This is a genomic window from Novosphingobium ginsenosidimutans (genome assembly GCF_007954425.1).
Taxonomy (GTDB): Bacteria; Pseudomonadota; Alphaproteobacteria; order Sphingomonadales; family Sphingomonadaceae; genus Novosphingobium; species Novosphingobium ginsenosidimutans.
Map to the genome: position 1 here is coordinate 1683172 of NZ_CP042345.1, position 20413 is coordinate 1703584.

Annotated in this window: 20 protein-coding genes; 5 read left to right on the forward strand and 15 right to left on the reverse strand. The window is 64.8% G+C overall.

The features are described 5' to 3' along the window. Positions 1-2 precede the first annotated feature (2 nt). The gene (locus tag FRF71_RS08430) at positions 3-536 is read left to right on the forward strand and encodes a VOC family protein (RefSeq protein ID WP_147090218.1); all 534 of its coding nucleotides are present in this window, start codon (positions 3-5) and stop codon (positions 534-536) included. A 16-nt stretch (positions 537-552) separates the two neighbouring features. Here FRF71_RS08430 and FRF71_RS08435 read toward each other — a convergent pair whose 3' ends face one another. The 11 genes from FRF71_RS08435 to FRF71_RS08485 all read right to left on the reverse strand — a co-directional run bounded on the left by FRF71_RS08435 (position 553) and on the right by FRF71_RS08485 (position 12139). Then, on the reverse strand, positions 553-1377 hold the full coding sequence (locus FRF71_RS08435) for a helix-turn-helix transcriptional regulator (RefSeq protein WP_147090220.1): 825 nt from the start codon (positions 1375-1377) through the stop codon (positions 553-555). A gap of 115 nt (positions 1378-1492) precedes the next feature. Further along, positions 1493-2701 (reverse strand): acyl-CoA dehydrogenase family protein, encoded by a 1209-nt coding sequence (locus FRF71_RS08440; RefSeq protein WP_147090222.1) that lies wholly within the window; start codon positions 2699-2701, stop codon positions 1493-1495. A 12-nt stretch (positions 2702-2713) separates the two neighbouring features. After that, positions 2714-3469 (reverse strand): ThuA domain-containing protein, encoded by a 756-nt coding sequence (locus FRF71_RS08445; RefSeq protein WP_192899993.1) that lies wholly within the window; start codon positions 3467-3469, stop codon positions 2714-2716. A gap of 4 nt (positions 3470-3473) precedes the next feature. Next, positions 3474-4244 (reverse strand): SDR family NAD(P)-dependent oxidoreductase, encoded by a 771-nt coding sequence (locus FRF71_RS08450; RefSeq protein WP_238339150.1) that lies wholly within the window; start codon positions 4242-4244, stop codon positions 3474-3476. 11 nt (positions 4245-4255) lie between these two features. After that, positions 4256-5401, reverse strand: coding sequence for a thiolase family protein (locus FRF71_RS08455; protein ID WP_147090224.1), 1146 nt, complete (start codon positions 5399-5401; stop codon positions 4256-4258). Continuing rightward, positions 5398-5802, reverse strand: a complete 405-nt coding sequence (locus tag FRF71_RS08460; protein ID WP_147090226.1) for a Zn-ribbon domain-containing OB-fold protein — start codon at positions 5800-5802, stop codon at positions 5398-5400. The genes FRF71_RS08455 and FRF71_RS08460 overlap by 4 nt, the downstream gene beginning before the upstream one ends. Next, complete coding sequence (locus FRF71_RS08465; RefSeq protein ID WP_147090228.1) at positions 5799-6887, reverse strand: acyl-CoA dehydrogenase family protein; 1089 nt, start codon at positions 6885-6887, stop codon at positions 5799-5801. Before FRF71_RS08465 ends, FRF71_RS08460 begins: the two co-directional genes overlap by 4 nt. Continuing rightward, positions 6884-8119: a cytochrome P450 gene (locus FRF71_RS08470; RefSeq protein ID WP_147090230.1), complete on the reverse strand. Its 1236-nt coding sequence runs from the start codon at positions 8117-8119 to the stop codon at positions 6884-6886. Before FRF71_RS08470 ends, FRF71_RS08465 begins: the two co-directional genes overlap by 4 nt. Positions 8120-8195: 76 nt before the next feature. Beyond that, positions 8196-8963: a ThuA domain-containing protein gene (locus FRF71_RS08475; RefSeq protein ID WP_147090232.1), complete on the reverse strand. Its 768-nt coding sequence runs from the start codon at positions 8961-8963 to the stop codon at positions 8196-8198. Then, entirely contained in the window at positions 8963-9973 is a 1011-nt protein-coding gene (locus tag FRF71_RS08480) for an NADP-dependent oxidoreductase (protein ID WP_147090234.1), read from the reverse strand. Before FRF71_RS08480 ends, FRF71_RS08475 begins: the two co-directional genes overlap by 1 nt. A 21-nt stretch (positions 9974-9994) precedes the next feature. Further along, positions 9995-12139, reverse strand: a complete 2145-nt coding sequence (locus FRF71_RS08485; RefSeq protein ID WP_147090236.1) for a molybdopterin-containing oxidoreductase family protein — start codon at positions 12137-12139, stop codon at positions 9995-9997. Positions 12140-12284: 145 nt separating this feature from the next. Between FRF71_RS08485 and FRF71_RS08490 the strand changes: the two genes are divergently transcribed. Then, positions 12285-13739 (forward strand): carotenoid oxygenase family protein, encoded by a 1455-nt coding sequence (locus FRF71_RS08490; protein ID WP_147090238.1) that lies wholly within the window; start codon positions 12285-12287, stop codon positions 13737-13739. Positions 13740-13754: 15 nt separating this feature from the next. Continuing rightward, a complete protein-coding gene (locus tag FRF71_RS08495) occupies positions 13755-14756 on the forward strand; it encodes an NADP-dependent oxidoreductase (RefSeq protein ID WP_147090241.1) in 1002 nt (333 codons plus the stop codon). Between the two features lie 126 nt (positions 14757-14882). Here the strand turns inward: FRF71_RS08495 and FRF71_RS08500 are convergent, their stop codons facing one another. Both FRF71_RS08500 and FRF71_RS08505 read right to left on the reverse strand, forming a co-directional pair. Further along, the gene (locus FRF71_RS08500) at positions 14883-15224 is read right to left on the reverse strand and encodes a putative quinol monooxygenase (protein WP_147090242.1); all 342 of its coding nucleotides are present in this window, start codon (positions 15222-15224) and stop codon (positions 14883-14885) included. Further along, on the reverse strand, positions 15224-15643 hold the full coding sequence (locus tag FRF71_RS08505) for a nuclear transport factor 2 family protein (RefSeq protein WP_161597918.1): 420 nt from the start codon (positions 15641-15643) through the stop codon (positions 15224-15226). Before FRF71_RS08505 ends, FRF71_RS08500 begins: the two co-directional genes overlap by 1 nt. A 126-nt stretch (positions 15644-15769) precedes the next feature. Between FRF71_RS08505 and FRF71_RS08510 the strand changes: the two genes are divergently transcribed. After that, complete coding sequence (locus tag FRF71_RS08510) at positions 15770-16585, forward strand: SDR family NAD(P)-dependent oxidoreductase (RefSeq protein WP_192899994.1); 816 nt, start codon at positions 15770-15772, stop codon at positions 16583-16585. A gap of 9 nt (positions 16586-16594) precedes the next feature. Here FRF71_RS08510 and FRF71_RS08515 read toward each other — a convergent pair whose 3' ends face one another. After that, on the reverse strand, positions 16595-17371 hold the full coding sequence (locus FRF71_RS08515; RefSeq protein WP_147090246.1) for an SDR family NAD(P)-dependent oxidoreductase: 777 nt from the start codon (positions 17369-17371) through the stop codon (positions 16595-16597). A gap of 100 nt (positions 17372-17471) precedes the next feature. On the opposite strand from FRF71_RS08515, the gene FRF71_RS08520 reads away from it, so the two are divergent. Further along, on the forward strand, positions 17472-19085 hold the full coding sequence (locus FRF71_RS08520) for an FAD-dependent oxidoreductase (protein WP_147090248.1): 1614 nt from the start codon (positions 17472-17474) through the stop codon (positions 19083-19085). Here FRF71_RS08520 and FRF71_RS08525 read toward each other — a convergent pair. Beyond that, a complete protein-coding gene (locus FRF71_RS08525) occupies positions 19082-20413 on the reverse strand; it encodes an aromatic ring-hydroxylating oxygenase subunit alpha (protein WP_147090250.1) in 1332 nt (443 codons plus the stop codon). The genes FRF71_RS08520 and FRF71_RS08525 overlap by 4 nt on opposite strands.

A 20413-nucleotide genomic window follows, 5' to 3' on the forward strand; every position in this document is an offset into this window, starting at 1 on the left:
TTATGGCCGTCAAGGGACTCGCCCGGCTTGGCCCCGTCATGCAGCTGGCCTGGCTGCCCGAAGACTTTGACGCAGCGCTGGACCACTGGACGAAGACCATGGGCGTCGGTCCGTTCTTCATCATGGAGAACATCGCGCTGGCCGATATGCGCTATATGGGTGAGCCGACCAATGCGGTGTTTACCCTCGCGCTGTCCTATTGGGGCGATGTCCAGATCGAGCTGATCCGGCCCGAGAATGACGCACCGTCGATCTACAACGGACCCTATGCGGTGCGCGACCGGATGCACCACGTTTGCTTGCTGGTTGATGATATCGCCGATGGCTATGCCGCCTGTGCCGAACATGGGGCAAAGATCCTGGTCGAAGGCAAGGTTGGTGACAGCGGCGGGGTGATCTATGCCGATCCGGGCAACGGGCCCGGCTCGGTGGTCGAAATCCTGCAGCCGCAGCCAGGCACGGCCGACCTGTTCAACATGATGAAGCAGGCCGCCGCCGCCTGGGACGGCAGCGACCCGATTCGCAAATTGGGCTGAGGCCAGGCCCCCGGCTTCAGTCGCTGGCGCCGAGGTAGCCGAGCTGGCCGGCCTTGAAGATCGTCTGGGCGCGGTTGACCGAGTCCAGCTTTTCGCCCGCGCGGTGGATGTGATAGCGGATCGTGGCATGGCTCCGGCCCAGGATCATGCTGATTTCCTTGTCGGTCTTGCCGATAGCCGCCCAGCGCAGGCATTCAACCTCGCGCTTTGACAGGACGCAGTCCGACCGGATCCGCCGCTTGGTGCGATGCGCCTGGACATAGCCCGCGACAAAGCGCCGGGTCAGCTGGGCCAGCAAATTGCCGTGCTCCGCAAATTCGGCCGACAAGTCTTCCTTCTCGCGGTCCATGGAGATGAAGCTGTTGGCCGAAATCTGACCAAACGGCAGGTGGACCGGCACCACGATCGCCGCCTTGCACAGGGCACGGCGCTCAAAATCGACAATGTCCATGTCATCGAGGTAGGAGTTGCGCCAATAGCCGTGAAAGCCGTGGCGGTTGGCCCAGAACGGCTCGCTTTCATAACGGCAGGCGCGGGGTAGGGGGGAATGCAGCGCCAGGCGGTGGTCCTCCCACCAGCGCGCACCTTCATCGAGCCAGCGGAAGATGTCGGCGTTGAGGATCGTGCCTTCGGCATCGACCATCGGTTCCTTCGATGAAATGTCGTCGCACATCGCCACCTGCAGGCCACGCTCCTGCGCGATCCGGGCCATGGCCACGGCGGCATCGTGAATGTCTTCAAGGCAACGGATCGTCACCAGTTCGAGCAACTGGGACGCATTCTCCCGCCCGAGCGGCGTACGCAGTTCGACGACATTGCCGGAAACGGCTTCCTCGCTCACAGTTCCTCTCCCGTCGCCCGTGTTTTTGGTGGGCGATCTTGCGAATCGGAAGCTAGCAAGAAACCAGGCGTGACGCTACGGAATTGGTAACATTGTTGCGACAAGACGGTGCCGGTCAGAGACCGAGTACGGACTTGGCAATAATGTTCTTTTGCGTTTCGTCCGAACCGCCAAAAATCGTCGCCGCGCGGTTGTTGAGATAGCGCGCCATTGCGATCTGCGCCCGCTCGCTGCCGACCGGCTCGGGCCCTTCGTTGCCATAGAGCGGCCGCTCCGGCGGCAATTGCAGGCCATCGTAGCCAAGCAGGTCCAGTCGCAGTGTATCGAGCGTCTGGCCGATGTTGGAACCCAGCAGCTTGCATAGCGAAGTCTGCGGCCCCGGCTGGCGGCCCTTGGCCAGTTCGGCCAGGATGCGCAGCTCGGTCACTTCCAGCGCTTCGGCATCAAGCCGGGCGCGGGCCAGCCGGTCGCGGAAGCGCGGATCCTTGGCCATGGCGCCGTTGACGCCCGAAGGCTGGGTCCGCGCCAGTTCTTCCAGCTCGGCAATGCCCTGCAGCAGGCGCGGGGCAAAGCACGATCCGCCCCGTTCGTTTTCCAGCAGGAACTTGGCGATGGTCCAGCCCTGGCCTTCCTCGCCGATCCGGTTTTCGACGCCGGTGCGGGCATCGGTGAAGAACACCTGATTGACCTCGTGATCGCCCGACATCGAAACGATCGGCGAAACCTCAACCCCCGGCTGGTCCATCGGCACCAACAGGAAAGTGATCCCGGCCTGCTTTTTCACCTCGGGATTGGTCCGGGTCAGGGCAAAGATCCAGTCGGCATGGTGCGCGTGGGTGGTCCAGATCTTGGAGCCGTTGATCACGTACTCGTCGCCCTCAAGCCGTGCCGCGGTTTTCAGCGAGGCGAGGTCGGATCCGCTGCCGGGTTCGGAATAGCCCTGGCACCAATAGACCTCACCGGCGAGGATGCCGGGCAGGAACCGGTCCTTCTGCTCCTGCGTGCCGAAGTGGCAGATCACCGGGCCGACCAGCCGCAGTCCCAGGATCGAGAGCGCTGGCGCGCCGGCCAGCGCGCATTCCTTTTCGAAAATGAAGCGCTGGGTCGGGGTCCAGCCGGTGCCGCCGTCTTCCTTGGGCCAGTGCGGCGCGACCCAGCCCTTGCGGTAAAGGATCTTGTGCCATTCAAGGCCAATGTCCGGCTCGACGAAGACGCCGGGCGTGCGCCGCGCGCCGACCTTGAGGTGCTCGGGCAGGCTTTCGGCGAGGAAGGCACGTACCTCTTCGCGGAAGGCCAGATCCTCAGGTGAGAAGTCCATGTCCATCGCGGCAATCCCTCAGGCTTCGGCCCGCATTGCCCAGGCGATGCCCCGGCGCAGCAAGTCGTAATAGACGTCATAGTTCCACGCGCACTTTTCCGGGTGCGGATAGAAGTCGGCCATGCCTGGCAGGTCATAATGACCGCGGCAATGACCCAAAGTGTTGTAGACGATCCGCCCCTGGCCGATGTCGCGGGTGTAGAGGATCGGCACGACCGTATCGGCCCACTGGCCATCGATGAAGCCGGTCGCCTCGCCTTCGAAGCGGGTCTGCATCAGCACGTCGATCTCGGCCGTGGTGTGGGAGAGATAGAGCTCGTCAACCACGTCGAAATCGGCAATCCCGCGGCTCAGCTCGTGATCGTGGTTGCACACCTCGACCCTGAACGGGCCGATTGGCGGGTGCGCCTTGAACTGGGTGCCCAGCATGTCCATCACGTCGGGCCGGTCATTCGGCGCATCGACCAGGCCGCTTTCGGTGAAGACCAGGATCGAATTGGTGCCGTGCAGCGCCAGCCATTTCCCGCCCTGTTCCAGCCAGGCGCGGATCGCGGCGGCTTCTTCAGGGCTGGGCATCAGATCACAGGTGTAAGTTACCAGGAACTGGCAGGCCTTGAGCCGCTCGATATCGCCATAATTGCAGGCCACGGTGGTGCGGATCTGCGGGTGTTCAGCCAGCAGTTTGAGCACTTCGAGCCGGGCATGGTCGATATCGTGATACTTGCCGGCGGCCACGAAATGCGCGTCGATCCGGGCGGGGGGTGTCTGGCTCATATTTTCAGGACCTGATTGAACCGCCGCCGTCGACCGTAAAGTCGCAGCCGGTGGTGAAGCTGGCATCGTCGCTGGCAAGGAAGACGACCGCCTTGGCCACTTCCTCGGGCTCCCCGATCCGGTTCATCGGATGCGTCGCGGCGAAATTCGTTTCGATGTTCTCGGGCGTGTCGGCGCCGGAGAACTTGTAACGATTGTACATTGGCGTGCGGATCGCGCCGGGGTGGACCATGTTAGCCCGGATCGGCAACCCGCGCTCGGCACAGTCGAGCGCGATCGAGCGGGTCAGACCAATGAGGCCGGCCTTTGAGGCGCTGTAGGCCGCGACGAAAGCGGCGGCGCGGATCGCGATCATTGAACCGATGTTGACGATGGCGCAGGGCTCGGCCGACTTTTCCATCGCCGGGATCGCAGCCCGGCAGCCATAGTAGGGGCCGTTGAGGTTGATATCGATCGTCCGCTGCCAGACGTCGAGCGAGCCGTCCGGCACGTTGCCGGGTTCGGAAATCCCGGCGATGTTGCACAGCACGGTCAGTTTGCCGAACCGCTCGACCGTGGCATCGACCGCGCGTTGCCAAGCATCGAGATCGCGCACATCAAGCTCGATCGCCTCGGCCCGGTCACCCAGTTCGGCGGCGAGCGCGCGGGCCTTGTCGATCTGCACGTCGGCCAGCATTACGCTGCCACCTTCGGCCACGATCATCCGCCCGACTGTAGCCCCGATTCCCTCGGCACCGCCGGAAACCAGCGCAACCTTGCCGTCCATCTTCCCCATCCGACGGCTCCCTATCGCTGCAGAATTGCCACGGCCGCCAGGCCCGGCGCACCGTAAACGTGGCTATAGCCCACCTTGGGCTGGGTCGGCACCTGCCGTGCCCCGCCTCTGCCGCGCAGTTGCTGCACGTTCTCATAGATCTGGCGCAGGCCCGAGGCGCCGATCGGTTCGCCGCAGGCCAGGCAGCCGCCATCGGTGTTGACCGGCAGCTTGCCGGTGATCTCGGTCCGGCCTTCGGCCAGCCACTGTTCCTGGTCGCCGTCCTTGCAGAAGCCGTTTTCCGCCATGTGCATGATCTCTGCCCCGCTTTCGGTATCCTGAAGCTGGGCCACGTCGACATCCTCAGGCCCGATCCCTGCACCTTCGAAGGCGGCCTTGGAAGCGAGCACGGTCGGCTTGCCGCCTTCCTCGATACTGATAGCCGGCTGGAACACTTCGAACGAGTTGGGTGGGCGGGTCCGCACCGCGATATTGGCGATCTTGACCCCATCGGCACCCAGTTCGCGCATCTTCTTTTCGCTCGCCAGGATCAGCGCCACCCCGCCTTCGGCCGGCGAGCAGAACATGTACTTGGTCAGCGGATCGTTGATCATCGGCGCGTTCAGGATCGTATCGAGATCGACCTCGCTGCGGCGCCAGGCATGGTCGGTCTTGGCGCCGTTGCGGAAGGCCTTCTCGGCGACCAGACCGAGAGTCCGGCGGCTGATCCCGTGGAGTTGCATATAGCGCTGGATCTTCAGCGCGAAGAACTGGGTGGTCAGCATCATCCCGGTCTGGCCGTACCATTCGGGCAGACCATAGGATTTGGGGTCGGCGTTGAAGGCGCCGCGATCATGCTTGTCGAACCCGGTGGCGAGCGCCAGGTCATAGGCGCCTGAGGCCACGGCATATTGCGCCGAAGCGAGCGAGCTGCCGCCCGTCGCGCAGCCATTGGCGACATTGATGAACGGCACACCGGTCAGCCCCAGTTCGTTGACCATGATATCGGCAGAGCCCGATGCGGCCGAGCCGCCATAGGCGCACTGGATGTCGCTCCATTCCAGGCCCGCATCGTCAAGTGCCTGGCGCACGGCGTAAACGCCCTGATCACGCCCGCTGCGGTGGTCGGTGCGGCCAAACGGGTGGATCCCCGCGCCGATGATATAGACGTCGCTCATGCTGCGCGCTCCGGACGGAAAGCAAAGGTGGTGTGTTGGCTGTTGAACGGCACGATGGTCAGCTCCATCGGCATGCCAAGCTTGAGATCCTCCAGCTTGGCATCGACGATCAGGCTTTCGACGATCACTTCCCCCGGAATCTCGATATAGCCGAGCAGGTAGGGGACGAAATCGTGCTGGCTTTCGCCCGGCCCCTCATAGGGGGACTTGGGGCGGAAATCCTGGCGGGTGAAGGACCACAGCGTGCCCTTGCGCGAGAGCGGATAGGGCTCGACGCCGGCGGCTGCATCGCCGGCCGGCATCGGGAAGACGATCTTGCCCGAATCCAGCTTGCCGCCGATCAGGCGCGGTTCGGCCTCGTTGGTCCAGAGGTCTTCGGCAATCGGGGTCAGAACGCTCATGCCGCCTCCGCATATTCGGCCAGGGTGGCGTCGCTGCTGCCGAACAGGCTGGCCAGCATCAGAACCCGCTTCATCGCGTGGCCGATCGAAAGTTCCTCGGTAATGCCCATGCCGCCGTGCAGCTGGACCGCCTCACGTGCGATGTGATCGGCCACTTCGCCGATATAGGCCTTGGCCCCCAGCGCGGTGCGGCGCCAGACTTGCCCCCCAGCCGGATCGGCCATGGCCGCGCGCAGCAGGGTGGAGCGGGCCTGTTCCAGCTTGGCATAGCAATCGACCATGCGGTGCTGGATCACCTGGAAGGTGCCGATCGGCACGCCGAACTGCTCGCGCTGCTTCACATAGGCCAGGGTATCGTCAAAGAGCCGCTGCGACAGACCGACCATTTCCGCGGCGGCGAGCAGGCGGACCTCGGCCACAGCGCTATCCAGCGCGGCGGCATCGAGCGCCAGTCGGCTCTCGGCGGTGCATTGCACGTCCAGCAGCTGCAGCTCGCTCGCCACGCTGCCATCGACGATCCGGTAATCGCGCCGGTTGATCCCGGCGGCAGCCGTATCGACCAGGAACAGCGCGGTCGCGCCATCGAGATCGGCCGAGATGATCAGCTTGTCGGCCAGACCGCCGCCCAGCACAAAGGTCTTCTCGCCAGTGAGGACATAGCCCGAGCCGCTGGTCTTGGCCTTGGTCTGGCGGGGCCGCACGCTGTAGCGCGCCTGCCGCTCGGCCAGCGCTGCGGCGACGACGATTTCGCCCGCCATCACACTGGCAAGGACGTCATTCTCACCGGCAAGTGCCAGAAGCCGGGCCGGTAGCACGCCGTTCTCAAGCCAGGGATCGGGCGCTATCGCGCGGCCCAGAGCCTCGCCGATCACGGCGAGGTCAATCGACTGGCCGCCAAGCCCGCCTTGTTCCTCGCTAACAGCCAGAGCCAGCGAGCCCATTTCGGCCAAGGCCGCCCAGCGCCGCTTGTCATATCCACCCGGCGCCAGGCGGATTGCGCGGCGGGCGGGGGAATCGAGGTCCCCCGCAAACCGTTCGATCGAGCTGCGGAACAGCTCCTGTTCTTCAGTCAGGTCAAAATTCATGCGGCTCTCGTGAAGGTAATCGGCAGCCGGGTTACGCCGCGCAGCAGAATGTTGGGCAATACGGTAATTTCGCCGCCTTCGGGGATCGCGAAGTTGTCGAGCCGCTCGAGCAGCTCGTCAAAGGCGACGAACATTTCCTTGCGGCTCAGCATGTTACCCACGCACATGTGCGGCCCCTTGCCGAAGGCGATGTGGGTGCGGGCATTGGCGCGTTCGATGTCGAACTTGTCGGGATCGGGGAACTTGCTGGGATCGCGGTTGGCAGCGGCATAGCGCAGCTGCAGCGTCGCGCCCTTGGGGATCTTGACCCCGCCCAGTTCGGTATCCTCGCGGACGATCCGCCACATACCGGCGCTGGGCGTTTCATAGCGCAGCGCTTCCTCGACCAGGTTGGTGATGGTCTTGGGATCGCGGCCCCCGGCGGCCGCCTTGGCCTTGGCCATCTGGTCGGGATTGCGGATCAGCTGAAGGAGCCCGCCGGCGATAGTCGAAGTGGTGGTTTCGTTACCGGCGACCATGAACTGCTGCATGATCGAGATGATTTCCTCGTCTGTCAGCGGGGTCTCGCCTTCGACCCGGGCCTGGACCAGATCGGTCAGCAGATCGTTGCCGCCATTGGCGCGGCGCTCGTCGATCTTGCCCTTCATGTAGTGCTGATACTGGACATAGCTGCGCGCGCATTCTAGCTCGCGCTCGCGGTCAACCATCTGGCTGAACCGGTCGACCGCGCAGTCGGACCAGTACTTGACCTGCTTGGGATCGTTATCGAGCCCGATCTGCTGCGCGATCATCGCCACAGGCAGGGGAATCGCGAAGGCCTCGACGAATTCGCATTCGCCCTTGTCGGCGAAGGATTCGATCAGTTCGATCGATTTGGTCCGCATGTCCTGCTCGATCGCGTTCACGCGCGGGGCCGAGAAGGCCAGGTTGACCAGCTTGCGGTTGCGGGTGTGGATCGGCGCGTCGACCGTCAGCAGGGTGCCCGGGCTGTCATAGCCTTCGGCCAGGATCGCCTCGATCTCGGGATCGACCGACCCCATCAGCGAGCTGAAATCGTTCGAGAATTCCTGCGTGCGGCCGGTTGCCTCGGAACACAGGTCGTAGCTGTATACCACGTAGGTGTTCATTTCCGGCAGATGCTGGATCGCGGTCCCGGCTTCGTGCATCGCGCGGTAATGCGCGAAGGGATCGATCAGCGTTTCCTTGGCAAACATGTGCGTCTGCGCGTTCATTCCAGCCTACTCCGGTGAGGATTCCTGAGCCTCAACCCTAGTCCGCCCGCGCGAGGGAATGCGATGCTTAGATTTGTTAGGAAGCGGCGGTGAATCGCAGGGCATTCGCCAGAATCTGTCGCACCGCCGGGTTGGCATAAGTCTCGGGCGCGTCGCCGAACTGCAGGTAGACCAGGTTCGCCGCGCCGGCCGGTTTCACCCAGGCGACGCAATCGTTGCCGGGGGCGTGGTCCCACCCGGCATTGTCGAACATATGCCCGGCCACGGCGGCAGCGGCGGAGTAGAAATTCTCGCGCACGAAGGCGTGCCGCGCGCGAACCAGCGGCTGGATGGAATCGGCAAAGACCTCGGCCAGATAGACCTCGTCAGTCACCGGGAAGGTCTTTGGCAGGCCCGCAGTGACCGGATGATCAAGAACCACCTCGGCGGTGTAAGCCACCTCGTGGCGATAGCCCGAATCCGGCTTCTCCTGTCCGCGCACCTTGCCCGGCTGGTAGAGGAACCGGCCGCCGATCAGCTCGGCCCATTCTGGCCATTCGGCCCAGCCTGCGATTGCATGGTGCAACGCCACCGCGCCTTTGCCCGCGGCAAAGCGGTCCATAATCGCGCGGCGGAAGGCCTCGCTGGGCGGCCGGGTTTCCACCTTGCCGTCGGCAAAGGTGTAACCCGGCATGTCATAGAACAGCAGGCCGTCCGCCTCGGCCGCGCGGCCTTCACCCACCAGCCGTTCCGCTTCGGGATGCAGCAGGTGGGTGACGCGCCAGCCGTCGAGGCTGCCCAGCAGCTCGGCAAAGGCCGGCTCGTCATAGGGGTGGCCCCCTGAGAGGACGAGCAGGTCCTGCATCAGATCTTCAGGATCATCTTGCCCTGGTTGGACCCGCTGAACAGCCGCATGAAGGCGGAATAGGCGTTCTCGATCCCTTCATCGACATGCTCGTCGATGTTGATCCTGCCCTGCGCCGCCCATTCGCCCATCTTCGCTGCACCCTCGCCAAAGCGGGCGACATAGTCCGCCACCAGCAGACCGCGGATCGAGGCGCGCTTGACGATCAGGCGCCACAGGTTGCGCGCGCCGACCGGCTCCTCGCTGTTGTACTCGCTGATCAGGCCGCACAGCCCAACGCGGGCGTTCATGGCAAGGTTGGCGAGGCCGGCATCAAGGATGATCCCGCCGACATTCTCGAAGATCACGTCGACGCCGTTCGGGGCGGCGGCGGCGATCTCGGCAGTCAGCGCCGCCTCGTCCTTGCCGCGATAGTCGATCGCCACATCGAAGCCGTAACGCTCGGTCAGGCGCTTGCACTTCTCCGCGCCGCCGGCGATGCCGATGGTCTTGCAGCCATGGATCTTGGCCAGCTGGCCGACAATCGAGCCGACCGCCCCAGCCGCGCCGCTGACCAGCACGGTATCGCCGGGCTTGGGTTCGCAAACCTCGAACAGGCCAAAATAGGCCGTCATGCCTACGGCGCCGAACAGCGAGAGGTAGTTGGTGACGCTGGGCACCAGGCCCGGGTCAATCGGCTGGGTAAAGCCGCCAACCGTTCCGACCGAATAGTCTTCGATCCCGTTCAGGCCCATCACCCATTGGCCAGGCGCAAAGCCTTCGGCCCTGCTCGCCTCGACCACGCCGATCGTGCTGGCGCGGACCGGGGCGCCGAGCGGGATCGGCGGCATGTAGCTATCGGCATCGTCCATCCACCCGCGCATCGCCGGATCGAGCGAGGCGTAGTGGTTGCGAATCAGGAACTGCCCCTCGGCTAGCTCGGGCAGGGGCTCGGTGACGAGTTCGAAATCCTCGGGCACCGGCTCACCCTGCGGGCGGCGCCACAGCAGGAAACGTCGATTTACGGTCATGAAAAGTCCTCTGTCTGAAACTCAGGCCGGGGCGATCCGCACCGGAATCGCACTTTGCAGCGCCTGCCCGGTGATCGGATCGAAGTCCACCTCGTCGCTGGTCAGGCGGTTGGTCGAACCGCCCATTTCGCGCACGTTGTGCTTGCCGGCCTCGCTATCGCCAAAGGCGTGGGCCATCGAGATCAGCCCGCGCCGCACGCGGTCGCTGGCTTCGACCACACCGTGGATCGAGGCATGGGCCGAGGAAATCTCGATGATGTCGCCGTCTTTCAGACCGCGCGCGGCCATATCCTCGGGGTGGATATAGGCCGGGTTGGTGGTGACCTTCATCCCCAGGTTCTTGAGCGGCTGGCCGATCGAGTTGAAGCGGTGCTTCGAGCGGCGCGAAATCAGGCGGAAATCGAACCCGGCGGCGCGGGCCGCATCGGCGCTGTACTTCTCCAGCTGGTGCGGCATGTCCCCGGCGGTCAGGTTGAAGCGGTTCTGGGCCGAAGGCTCGCCGGCTTCGACCAGCGGGTGCAGCTCGTCATAGATCACCGCCGCGCCGCCGGCCTTCTGCACGTCCTGGCGAACCTTGCTCGGCGGCACCAGGCAGCCGGCGGCCATCAGGTCGAGGAACACTTCCTTCGGCGGCGGTGCATCGCCGTCCATCGGCAGCGGCCCGCCCATCAGCTGCATCTGGATGCCCAGATGCTTGGCCAGGTGCCAGAACATCTCGTACTCGTCGATCACATCGCCTGGCGCCTCGGCCACGGCCTCGGTGTAACGGGCATAGGCGCGCTCGTGCCACCATTCGGACAGGTTGGAGATATCCTCGCGCTCAAGGCACTGCTTGGGGGCCAGGACCACGTCGGCGCGCTTGGCGCTGGCGCTCATCCACGGATCGACCTGAACGAACAGCTCCAGATCATCGAGCGCTCGGCGCATCTTGAGCTGGTTGGGGAAGCCGACTTCGGGATTGCCGCCGACCGAGATCAGCGCGCGAATCTGGCCGGGCCCTGGCGTCAGAATCTCATCCGCCATGACGTTGCAGGGCATTTCGACGCCCAGCTGGCCGAGGCCACGGAAGCGACTCTTGGCCATGCCGGGGGCACCGTACATCGGCACCGGATCGGCCACCTGGGCGCGGGTGCTGCCGCGCGGCGAGGTGAAGACGCGCGGCGCGCCTGACTTTTCGCCCTCCTGCTTGAAGCGCGCACAGATCGTGTTGAGGCAGGTGGCGAGGTATTCGGTCAGGGTGCCGTTCCCGGCCATTTCCGGCCCGGTGCCGGTCACGGCGCAGCCCTTGGTCCCGCCGGCGAACATCCGCGCGGCGCGAACCAGTTCGTCCTTTTCAACCCCGGCGCGTTCGGCTGCGACTTCGGGCGGGAACAGCGCGACGGCGGCCTTCAGTTCCTCGAACCCGTCAACGTGAGCGGCAACGAAATTGCGATCATAAAGCTCTTCGTTGATGATTACGTTGAGCATGCCGGCCAGCAGCGCCGGGTCCTCACCCGGCTTTACTGGCAGATAGATGTCGGCCAGCAAGCCCACTTCGGCCAGGCGCGGATCGGCGACGATCAGCTTGAGGCCTTCCTTCTTGCGGTCACGAATCCGCTTCGACGGGCTGAACGGCGGCACGCCGCCAACCGGCGCATAGTGCGAGACGATCGGATTATTGCCGATGAACAGCGCCACGTCGGCCTCGGAGAAGTTGTTCACCCCGCCTTCCCACTTGCCATAGCGGGCTGTGGTGAAAACCTTGGCCGGCTGATCGAGCGTGACCGAGGTGAAGAAGTGCTTCGAGCCCACGGCCTGGGCAAAGCTGTAGGAAGCGGCCCAGGCGGCGCTGTTCTGGAACCCGCCCGAGCCCATGAACACGGCGACGCTGTCCGGCCCGTACTGGTCGATGATCCGGCGCAGCTCACTTGCCACATGGGCCAGCGCCTGCGGCATCGGGGTTTCATGAAACTCGCCATCATCGCCGCGCACCAGCGAATGGTGCAGGCGGTGCGCTGCGTTGTGCGAATCCGGCAGCTCGCGGCCCTTCATGCAGGAATAGCCGCCATATTCCGGATCATCCGGATCGCCGCGCACGGCCTTCACCTTGCCGTCCTCGACATCGACGAGCATGGCGCAGTTGGCGTGGCAGAAACGGCAGAACGTCTTGTGGGTAGCGACGGTCATCGCGGTGCTCCGGCAAATATCCCATCCAATGCCGCCTTTATGCGGCCTAGGCCGGAAATCTGCGCCGGTTACTTTTGCTAGCTGAAGCGGCCCGCCGCTTGCGGCACTAGGCCGCTCGGATGGACCCTTTCTGGAGCCACAACCGATGGCAGTAGCTTTCTTCGATCACCCGTTCCTCAAAGGCCACCACGCACCGCAGCGGTTCGAGGCCGATGCGCCTGACCTGATCATCCACGGCGAGCTGCCGCAGGATCTGGCTGGCGTCTTCGTGCGCAACGGGCCTGAGCCGCTCCATCCCCCGCGTGAGGGCGACTATCACTGGTTTGATGGTGATGGCATGGTCTATGCCTTCCAGATCGAGGACGGCCGCGTTTCGATGCGCAACCGCTGGGTCCGGACCGAGAAGTTCGAGCTGGAGAAAGCAGCAGGCAAGCGCTTGTTCGGCGTGTTCGGCAACCCGATGACCGCCGATCCCTCGGTCCAGGGCAAGCGCTATAACACCGCCAACACCAATGTGATCATCCACGCCGGTAAGCTGCTGGCGCTGATGGAAGGCGCCCCGGCGGTCGAGCTCGATCCGCGCAGCCTCGATACCCTGGGCGAGCATGACTACGGCGGCACGATCACCACCACTTTCAGCGCGCACCCCAAGGTCGATCACTTCACCGGTGAGCTGATCAACATCGGCGCTTCGATCAACGGGCCGATGGGCGAACCGGAAATCCGCTATGACGTGATCGGTCCCGATGGTTCGGTCCGCAAGGCCGAGCGGATCAAGGTGCCGCACCATGCGCTGATCCACACCTTCTTCGTGACGCAAAACTGGGTGGTCTTCCCGATCATCCCGATCGACAGCGATCTTTCGCGCTATATGTCGGGCGGGCCGATGACCGCCTGGGTCGATGGCCGCCCGACCAAGCTGGCGATCATGCCGCGCAATGGCACGGCCGAGGATGTGCGCTGGTTCGAATACGATCCGCGTCACATGTTCCACGAATGCAACGTCTGGGAGGACGAGCAGGGCCGGATCGTCGCCGATGTTGCCGCGGCCAATGGCACGGCGCTGTTCCCCAACCAGGACGGGGTGCGCCGCACCCATGCCGAAACGCTGCAAAGCCTGCGCCGCTGGATCATCGATCCCAAGGCCAACACCGCCTGGATCAAGGAAGAGGTGCTGAACGAGCGCGATATCCAGTTCCCCCGGCCCGACGACCGGCTGATGACCCGCGCCTCGCGCCAGGCCTTCGGCAATATCAACCTCAAGTCGCGCGATGGCCGGGCTGACGGGATGGACGCCGTCCTCAGGTTCGACACGGTGACCGGGGCCGAGGACATCTACCACTTCGGCGAGGGCGCTTCGGCCGGCGAGCTGATCTTCGCGCCGAAGCTCGGCGGCACGGAAGAGGCGGATGGCTATGCCATGACCCTGGTCCACCGCGCCAACGAGCCGGGCAGCGAACTTGCGATCTTCGATGCCAAGAATATCGCCGCTGGGCCGCTCTGCACGGTCGAGATTCCGTTCCGCGTGCCTTCGGGCTTCCACTGCAATTTCTACGCCGCCGACAGCGCGCTTTATCGCGGCGCCTATGGCGCTGCCTGATCAGGAGTAACCCAGATGCCCACTACCGCTCGCCAATGGCTGCTGAATGGCCACCCCCGTGGTCGCGGGATCGAAGACAGCGATTTCAAGTTCGCCGAAGTCCAGCTGGCCGATCCCGGTCCCGGCGAGATGCTGTTCAAGACCCGCTACCTGGGCTTTGACCCGGCGCAGAAGGGCTGGATGGAAAACATCGCCGACTATGTCGCGCCGATGGCGATCGGCGAGGTGATGCGCGGCAGTGTGATCGCCGAGGTTCTGGCCAGCAATGGCGGCCGGTTCGCCGTCGGCGACATGGTCTTCGGTTCAGTTGGCTGGACCGATCACTTTGTGTCGAACGGCGAAGGGCTGTCGAAGGTCGAAACCGATCTGCCGCCGACGGCTGTACTCTCGGTCCTCGGCACCACGGGCGTCACAGCCTATTGCGGCTTGTTCAAGGTCGGCAAGCCGGTGGCGGGGGATACCGTGCTGGTTTCTGGCGCGGCCGGGGCGACTGGGTCGATCGTCGGCCAGCTCGCCAAGATCGCCGGCTGCCGCGTCGTCGGGATCGCAGGGGGCAAGGACAAGTGTGAATGGTTGGTCCGCGAGGCCGGCTATGACGCGGCGATCGACTACAAGGCGGGGTCAGTCCGTGACCAGATCAAGGAGCACTGCCCGCGCGGGGTGGACGTGATCTTTGACAACGTCGGCGGCTCGATCCTTAACGACATGCTCAGCCAGATCGCCACCGGCGCGCGCGTAGTGATCTGCGGCGGAATCAGCCGGTACGAGACCGGCACGCTACCCGCCGGCCCGCAGAACTACTTCAACCTGGTGTTCCGCCGCGGGACCATGGCCGGCTTCATCGTGCTTGACTGGGCAGCCGAGTTCCCGGCGATCCGCAAGCGGCTGGAAGGCTTCGTCAAGGAAGGCAAGCTGGCCTACCAGGAAGACGTGCAGCACGGGTTCGAAAATGCGCCCGACACGCTGAAGCGCCTGTTCGTAGGTGCCAACCGCGGCAAGCAGCTACTGCAGCTGTAAAAGCTACAGCACCAAAGCGCGTCACCCCGGACTCGATCCGGGGTCCCGCTATCTTCTTCCTTGGTTGCTGGAAAAGAGGGACCCCGGATCAAGTCCGGGGTGACGTGTTTGGATTAGAGCTGGTTCTTACCCGAACTTCTCGGTCGGTTTGCCGTCATCGCCATAGACTGGGCCTTCGGCATCGACGCGGTACTTGCGGCTGACCGCGCCGATCAGGCCCGACTGGCCGATGTGGCCCAGCATCCCGGCATATTGCGGCCCGGCGAAATGCGCGGCGAGCGATTCTTCGCTTTCCCATTCCTCGAAGACGTTGACACGGCTCGGGTTGTTGAGGTCGGCGCTCCAGTCATAGTGGATGCAGCCGGGCTGGCTCAGCGCGCCGTCGATCCACGGCTGGGCGGTGCGCAGCGCTTCGTCGCGCTTGGCGGGGTCCAGGTCGATCTGGGCGGAAATGACGATCTTGGCCATCAGTGGCTTGCTCCTTCGGGATTGTATTCGGCAACAATGCGGAACTTCCGGCTGGTGAAGACCCAGGCGCCGCCCCGGCGGGCCAGTTCGTCCTCGTAAAGGCCCCCGATCACGCGGGTCTTGCCTTCCTTGGTCAGCATGATTTCCTGGGTCTGGACGCGGGCCGTCGCCTTGTCTCCATCAACCGCGATCATGCAGGGCACGCAGTGAAAGCTGACTGCCTCCAGCCCGCCCATCGCGCCCTTCCACATGCCGACGATGGCTTCCTTGCCGTTCACTTCCATGCCCATCAGGTTCCAATAGGCATCGTCGGCCCAGACCGTGGCCCAGGTTTCGGCATCGGCTCGCACTACGCCGTCGGCATAGGTTCCATTAAGCTCCTGGATCGCGACGCGATCCTCCAGTGGTCCGCTGAACATTCTGGCCTCTCCTTTGCCCATGCTATCGGCGGGGAGGGGCAGGGGCGACAATGCCCATTTTTGGGAAGGGCGCTGTGCTGCATTCAGCGGTAGAACCCGCTCATCACAAGATTTGGGAGCGATGCAATGGGCCGTTTGGCAGGCAAGAAGGCGGTGGTTCTGGGCGCCGCATCCAAGGACAACATGGGCCAGACGATTGCCCGCCTGTTCGCGCGCGAAGGGGCCGAGGTGATGGTCGCCGGCCGCAAGGAAGAACCGCTAAAGGCGCTCGCGACCGAAATCGGCGGGCACTATGCGCTGTGCGACATTACCAAGCGGGCCGAGGTCCGGGCCATGGCCGATGCCGCCGTGGCCAAGATGGGCCGGGTCGATGCCGCCATCAACGCCTCGGGCTGGGGCCTGCTCGCCAGTCTGGTCGACACCACCGAGGAACAGCTCGACCAGATCGTCGACCTGCAATTCAAGGGTGTGCACCACTTCCTCCAGGCCTTTGTCGAGAAGATGATCGCGCAGCAGCCCAGCGGCGGCTCGCTGATCTCGATCTCCTCGGCCACGACCCGCGCGGTGATCAACAACCACGCCGCCTATATCGGCACCAAGACCGGGTCAGAGGCGCTGATCCGCTGCGTTGCCAACGATTACGGACACTATGGGATCAAGGCCAACACGGTCTCTCCGGCCTTCACCGAATCGCCGATGACCGAGCAGTCGTTCGCCGTGCCGGGCCTGGTCGATGCCTTCCTGCCGCGCTATCCGCTGGGCCGGCTCAACACATCCGAAGACGTCGCCAACGCCTGCCTGTGGCTCTGCACCGACGAAGCCTTCCTGACCGGCCAGAACATTCAGCCGAACGGCGGCCTGACCCTGCGCGGCAACCCGCAGGCGAGCGACATTGAGCGCTCGGTCGGCGCGGCGATGGCGAAGCTGCAGGGCGGCAGCTGAGCCAAGCGCTCAGTACTGGGCGGTCCCGCCGTCCACGCTGAACATGGCGCCGGTGATCCCGGCGCCGGCTTCCGAGGCCAGCAGTACCGCCACGGCGGCGATTTCCTCAACCTTGTTGGGGCGCTTGATCGCCGATTCCTGCGCGAAGTGCGCGATCATCTCGTCCAGCGTCATGCCCATCGTCGCGGCGACGGCGGGGCCGTTATCCTTGATGATGTCGGTGATCACCAGGCCCGGGCAGATGCAGTTCGCCGTAATCCCCTCGGTCCCGACTTCGCGGGCCAGTGACTTGGTCATGCCGTTGATCGCGTGCTTGGCGGCGGTATAGGCGGTGAAGATCGGCTTGCCGTGCTTCCCCTCCATCGAGGAGATGTTGATGATCCGTCCGTGCTTCTGCGCCAGCATCGGCTTCAGCGCGCGGCGGGTGGCCCAGAAGGTCGAATAGACGTTCCACTTCATCGCCTGGTCGAACGCCTCGTCCGACAGGTTGACCATCGGCTGCAGATCGCCAGCACCGCCGGCATTGTTGACCAGGATGTCGATCCGGCCAAAGTTGGCCACGGTCGCATCGATAAAGCCTTCGACGTCGGCCTGGTTCATCGCATCGCCGGCCACGAAGATCGCGCGGTCGCCCACGCCAAGTTCCTCCAGCACCTTGGCGCCCTTTTCGGGATTGCGGGCCATCAGCGCGACGCTGGCGCCCTCGGCCAGGAAGGCCTCGGCCATGCCGCGCCCCAGCCCTGCCGTGCCTCCGGTAATGGCTGCAATCTTGCCCTGCAGTTTCATCGCGTTCTCCTTTGCGGCCTGATTAGGGCCGCCGTAGCGGCAGTGCACCTCACCAAAATGAAGGGTGTTCCAGCGGGCCGGGATCGGGCCAAATCGGCCCATGAGCGATTGCGATGTCCTGGTATTGGGAAGCGGCGCTGCGGGGATGACCGCGGCCCTGGCGGCACACGAAGCGGGGGCCAAGGTCCGTTTGCTCGAGCGCGGCGACAAGGTGGGCGGAACCTCGGCTGTCTCGGGCGGGGTGATCTGGGTCGCCAACAACCCCCGGATGCAGGCGGCCGGCATGGCCGACAGCCGGGACGAGGCGCTGGCCTATTTCCGCGCGCTCGACCACGGCGATCTGGTTGACGAAACGCTCGAAGCCTTTGTCGACAAGGGTCCCGAGGCGCTGGCCTTCCTGGAAGGGATCGATGCGCTGAAGGTCGCGCTGCTGGATGGGTATCCGGACTATTACCTCGACCGCCCCGGGGCCAAGCCGGGGGGCGGCCGCGCGCTTGACCACGATCTCTTCGCCCTGACCGAACTGGGTGACTGGGCCGCGCGGATCTTCGCAATTGACGAGCCTAAGCCGATGATGCTGCGCGAAACGCCCTTGGGCGGCGGCAGCGGCGTGGTTGCGCCCGAGGAAATCGGCCGGCGCATGGCCGCGCAGGAGCGCGGCTTTGGACAGGCGATGGTCGGACGGATGCTCAAGGCCTGTCTGGCGCGCGGGATCGAACCGGAGCTGGGCTGCGAGGTAGTGCGGCTTACCCGCGAAGGCGACCGGATCACCGGGGTCGAACTGGCCGATGGCACCGTGATCCGCGCCTGCCACGGCGTGGTCGTGGCCACGGGCGGCTTCGAATGGGACGCGGAGCTGCGCCAGGCTTTCCTGCGCGGACCGGTGACGGCACCGGCCTCACCGCCGACGGCTGCCGGTGCTGGCCTCAAGCTGGCCATGGCCGCCGGGGCCAAGCTGGGCAACATGACCCAGGCCTGGTGGGCACCGACGCTGGCCCCGCCGGGACGCCATTGGCTAGGCGGGGAGCAGCGCGCCGAGCCGGTCCTGATCGAGCGGACCGTGCCGCACGGCCTGCTGGTCAACCGCGCCGGGCAGCGCTTCTGCAACGAGGCAGCGAACTATTCGGCGCTGGCCGGGGCGTTTCATGCCTTCGATCCGCAGAGCTATGACTATCTCAACATCCCGGCCTGGCTGGTGTTCGATGCGCAATATGCGGCGCGCTATCCGCTCGGCACCCGTCTGCCGCCCGCGCCGATCCCGGACTGGGTGCCGCGCGCCGATAGCCTGGCCGAACTGGCCCAGTTGATCGGCCTTGATCCCGCGATGCTTGAGGCAACCGTCGCGCGGTTCAACGAACATGCCCGCGCCGGCCACGATCCCGACTTTCAGCGCGGTACTTCGGCCTATGACCACTTCTATGGCGACCGCAGCCGGAGCGGCACGGCGGTTACGCTCGGCCCGGTTGAGCAGGGCCCATTCTACGCCGCGCGAATCGAGATGGGGCTGCTCGGCACCAACGGCGGCCCGCGCACCGATGCTGCGGGGCGGATCCTGGGTCACGACAACGCCCCGATTCCCGGCCTCTATGGTGCGGGCAATGCCATCGCCTGTCCGACCGGTGGGATCTATGCCGGTGCCGGGGGCACACTCGGCCCCGCGCTGACCTTTGGCTATATCGCCGGGCAGGCCGCCGCGCGCCGGAGCAACGTTTAGCCTGCCAGCCAGCGATCGATCGTATCGTGGAAGTACCGCACCCGGTTCTCCTGGCCCGCGAGCACCCCGCCCTGGTATCCGCGTGAGCGCAGGCCCTTCTGCTGGTTTGACCAGACCGACACGTCCTGGTCGATCCCGGGACCGCAGCTCAGCTCACCCACCTTGCCGCGCTTGTGTTCGACCGGCTTTGACAGGTCGACCAGCTCGCCCATCGAATAGGAATAGTACTGGTCCTTACCTTCGGGGAACCAGGTGAAGTACCACATGTCGAACACGCATTGTTCGGGGTCGGTCGGGTGCGGATCGGCGCGCAGCCAGATGCAGCCGTCGGGTTTCAGGCTGAAGCTGATGTTGGGGAAGACGGTGTAGTGGTAATGATCGGTCAGCTGGTCATCGTGGAACTGGCTGTAGTCATAACCCTTGGCTGCCCCGCCGGCCCGCTTCGCATCCTGTAGCGCGGCGCGGATCGCCAGCGGATCACTGCGGAACTGCTCCGGATCGAGATCCCAATAGCGCAGTTCCCGTTCCATCATCGCCAGCACCGTATCGGTATGCCCGGCCAGCGCGCGTGAGGGGCGCGAGCCCGGCATCAGCATCCGTGCATGACCCTGCGGATGGTACATGTCGAACTGGCAGTCCTTGTAGCTCTGCTCCATGATGTAGCGCGTCTGCGGGTGGACGAAGGGCAGGTGGTAGCTCTCGTTGAAATTGTCCTGGACGATCTTCCAGTTGAAATCGCCCTCCAGCGTCACCCAGTGGGTCCGGCGCATCTGCTCCATCTGATAGCAGGCGATCTGCGGCATGACCGGACCCAGATGTTCGGCCAGCGTCGGCGCCTGGGGATCGAGGTTGACCCAGACGAACCCGGCAAAGACCTCGCAGCGCACCTCGCTCAGCTTCACCCGGCCGCAGGGCGTGCCGCCGGCAAAATCCTCTGGGCAGGGGACGAACTTCAAGTCTCCTTCCGGGGCAAACCGCCAGCCGTGATAGGCGCAGGCGATCGTCTTGGCATGGCCCTGCTCGGCCTCGACCAGCCGGTTCCCGCGGTGCGGGCAGACGTTGTAGAAAGCGCGGACCTGGCCATCCTCACCGCGCGTCACCAGGATCGATTCCCGGCCGATCTCGTAAGTGAAGTAATCGCCCGCGTTAGGGATCTGCTCGACCAGCCCGCCGATCAGCCAGGCCTTGGTCCAGATGTGATCCCACTCGCGCTGCATGAACTCGGACGACCAGTATCGCTCACCGCTGATCGGATCGGTGCTGAGCGGCGGCCGCGGCTGGGCGGTCTTGTCGATCCGGTCGTTGGTGGGGCGGGCAAGGGTGGCCAT

Coding starts and splice junctions, on each gene's coding strand:
- FRF71_RS08515 (WP_147090246.1), bottom strand. CDS start 17,371: ATGAAACTGCAGGGCAAGATTGCAGCCATTACCGGAGGCACGGCAGGG.
- FRF71_RS08465 (WP_147090228.1), bottom strand. CDS start 6,887: ATGAATTTTGACCTGACTGAAGAACAGGAGCTGTTCCGCAGCTCGATC.
- FRF71_RS08495 (WP_147090241.1), top strand. CDS start 13,755: ATGCCCACTACCGCTCGCCAATGGCTGCTGAATGGCCACCCCCGTGGT.
- FRF71_RS08460 (WP_147090226.1), bottom strand. CDS start 5,802: ATGAGCGTTCTGACCCCGATTGCCGAAGACCTCTGGACCAACGAGGCC.
- FRF71_RS08485 (WP_147090236.1), bottom strand. CDS start 12,139: ATGACCGTCGCTACCCACAAGACGTTCTGCCGTTTCTGCCACGCCAAC.
- FRF71_RS08430 (WP_147090218.1), top strand. CDS start 3: ATGGCCGTCAAGGGACTCGCCCGGCTTGGCCCCGTCATGCAGCTGGCC.
- FRF71_RS08505 (WP_161597918.1), bottom strand. CDS start 15,643: ATGTTCAGCGGACCACTGGAGGATCGCGTCGCGATCCAGGAGCTTAAT.
- FRF71_RS08440 (WP_147090222.1), bottom strand. CDS start 2,701: ATGGACATGGACTTCTCACCTGAGGATCTGGCCTTCCGCGAAGAGGTA.
- FRF71_RS08480 (WP_147090234.1), bottom strand. CDS start 9,973: ATGACCGTAAATCGACGTTTCCTGCTGTGGCGCCGCCCGCAGGGTGAG.
- FRF71_RS08470 (WP_147090230.1), bottom strand. CDS start 8,119: ATGAACGCGCAGACGCACATGTTTGCCAAGGAAACGCTGATCGATCCC.
- FRF71_RS08525 (WP_147090250.1), bottom strand. CDS start 20,413: ATGGCCACCCTTGCCCGCCCCACCAACGACCGGATCGACAAGACCGCC.
- FRF71_RS08475 (WP_147090232.1), bottom strand. CDS start 8,963: ATGCAGGACCTGCTCGTCCTCTCAGGGGGCCACCCCTATGACGAGCCG.
- FRF71_RS08445 (WP_192899993.1), bottom strand. CDS start 3,469: ATGAGCCAGACACCCCCCGCCCGGATCGACGCGCATTTCGTGGCCGCC.
- FRF71_RS08450 (WP_238339150.1), bottom strand. CDS start 4,244: ATGGGGAAGATGGACGGCAAGGTTGCGCTGGTTTCCGGCGGTGCCGAG.
- FRF71_RS08455 (WP_147090224.1), bottom strand. CDS start 5,401: ATGAGCGACGTCTATATCATCGGCGCGGGGATCCACCCGTTTGGCCGC.
- FRF71_RS08490 (WP_147090238.1), top strand. CDS start 12,285: ATGGCAGTAGCTTTCTTCGATCACCCGTTCCTCAAAGGCCACCACGCA.
- FRF71_RS08510 (WP_192899994.1), top strand. CDS start 15,770: ATGGGCCGTTTGGCAGGCAAGAAGGCGGTGGTTCTGGGCGCCGCATCC.
- FRF71_RS08520 (WP_147090248.1), top strand. CDS start 17,472: ATGAGCGATTGCGATGTCCTGGTATTGGGAAGCGGCGCTGCGGGGATG.
- FRF71_RS08500 (WP_147090242.1), bottom strand. CDS start 15,224: ATGGCCAAGATCGTCATTTCCGCCCAGATCGACCTGGACCCCGCCAAG.